The 1,825-nt window shown below is 41.1% G+C and carries 3 protein-coding genes; all 3 read left to right on the forward strand.

The window, feature by feature from the left end; genetic code table 11:
- Positions 1 to 348, forward strand: a 348-nt coding sequence (locus tag CXF78_RS16185; RefSeq protein ID WP_180957185.1) for a branched-chain amino acid transport system II carrier protein, incomplete at its 5' end; no start/stop codon positions are given.
- Between the two features lie 89 nt (positions 349 to 437).
- Positions 438 to 1,343: a site-specific tyrosine recombinase XerD gene (xerD, locus tag CXF78_RS16190; RefSeq protein ID WP_041412765.1), complete on the forward strand. Its 906-nt coding sequence runs from the start codon at positions 438 to 440 to the stop codon at positions 1,341 to 1,343.
- A 144-nt stretch (positions 1,344 to 1,487) separates the two neighbouring features.
- On the forward strand, positions 1,488 to 1,825 hold a 338-nt coding region (locus CXF78_RS16195; protein ID WP_308302268.1), incomplete at its 3' end, for a disulfide isomerase DsbC N-terminal domain-containing protein.

Genomic DNA, 1,825 nt, shown 5'->3' on the forward strand with positions numbered 1-1,825 from the left:
GCATCGTCAGATGTGGTTAAGAGACAGGTCGCTAACGTAGGTTTATCGCAATTAATAAGCATCAGTATTCCTGTGTTAATGACGATTTACCCAGTTGCGATAGCATTGGTATTGGTGACTTTTTTGACAGAACGCTTTGCTAGACCGGCATTTTCGCATCGTGTCGTGCTGAGTGTGGCATTATTTTTCGGTATTTTTGATGGGTTACAAACGGCAGGCATGGATATGAGCTTCCTAGACTTTATGCCACTGCATGTAGAGGGGATGGCTTGGTTGCTACCTACTGCGTTAACGGCAATTGTGTGTTTGTTTATACCCAAAAATCTGGATCAAAAAGCGGATGCTTAATTGTTAAATAGATCATAATTAACAGAGCAATATAACGACGTTATGATAGATTATCTAACGTCGTTTTTTATTATTTATTGGATACCGCTTTGGCCAAACCTGTTTATCAACCCGATCCTTTAATTAACCAGTTTCTTGATGATTTATGGTCAACTAACGGGCTAAGTGATAATACCTTGGTATCTTATCGTACAGATTTACAAAATGCAGAACGTTACATTTTGACTAAAGGTAAGGATTTGCTGCAAGTTGACCAGGCCTTACTGCGTGATTATCTTGCTGAACGTTTTGATAAGCAATTTGCTAAAAGTAGTACAGCGAGACTTCTCAGTAGTTTACGGCGTTTTTATGCTTACTTATTAGTTAAGCAGAAAATTAGCCAAGACCCGACTGCATTAATCAAGTCACCTAAGCTCGTTCGCCAATTACCGGATACATTGTCTGAAGCGCAAATAGACAATTTGTTATCAGAGCCAAATATTGATGATCCGATCGAGCACCGAGATAAAGCCATGTTAGAGCTTTTGTATGCCACAGGGCTGCGGGTGACTGAATTGGTAAGTTTAACGATGGAGCAGATTAGTTTGCGCCAAGGTTTAGTGAGGGTGATGGGTAAAGGAGGCAAAGAGCGTTTGGTCCCTTTAGGTGAACTGGCCATTACAGCTGTTGAGCAGTACATCAAGTTTGCTCGTGCTGAACTATTAAGTATGAAACAGTCTGATGTTTTGTTTCCCTCTCGCCGTGGGCAAATGATGACCAGACAAACCTTTTGGCATCGAATTAAATTGTATGCGGCCAGAGCGGGTATTCAATGTCATCTATCTCCACATACGTTACGCCATGCTTTTGCTACCCATTTACTTAACCATGGCGCAGATTTACGTGTGGTACAATTGTTACTCGGTCACAGTGATTTATCGACCACTCAAATTTATACACATGTTGCTAAAGTACGCTTACAGCAACTACATAGCCAACATCATCCACGCGGTTAGCTTAGCGGGATGTGTATCCATGTGGGTTTCAAATTCTTACATTTAAGATAATGAGTATTTGTTGCGCTAGCGAAATTAAATCTGTAAGTTTTGCTTACGAAGTCGGGTCTATTGATTATGAACCCGTGTAATATAGGAATTACCATGAAGTTAACTAAAGCATTCGCCCTTGTTGCCAGCCTTATTATTGCCCCTATTGTGTCAGCGGCAACTGCGACCGATGTATCCAATGAATCAGCATTAAAGCAAAAACTCACTGAAACCTTAGGGGTCAACGTGATGCTCATTCAACAATCTCCAGTCGATGGTTTATATCAAGCACTAACAGACCGCGGAGTCCTATACGTCACCAAAGATGGCGCAAAGCTATTTCATGGCAATCTGTATGACATGGATAAAGGCATGAAAAACTTAACTGAGGCAGCTTTAGCTGGACCTCGTATTGAGTTACTTAAGCCGTTTGAAGATGAGATGTTGGTTTA

Origin of the sequence: Shewanella sp. 11B5 (genome assembly GCF_002836795.1) — a bacterium.
Lineage (GTDB): Bacteria > Pseudomonadota > Gammaproteobacteria > Enterobacterales > Shewanellaceae > Shewanella > Shewanella frigidimarina.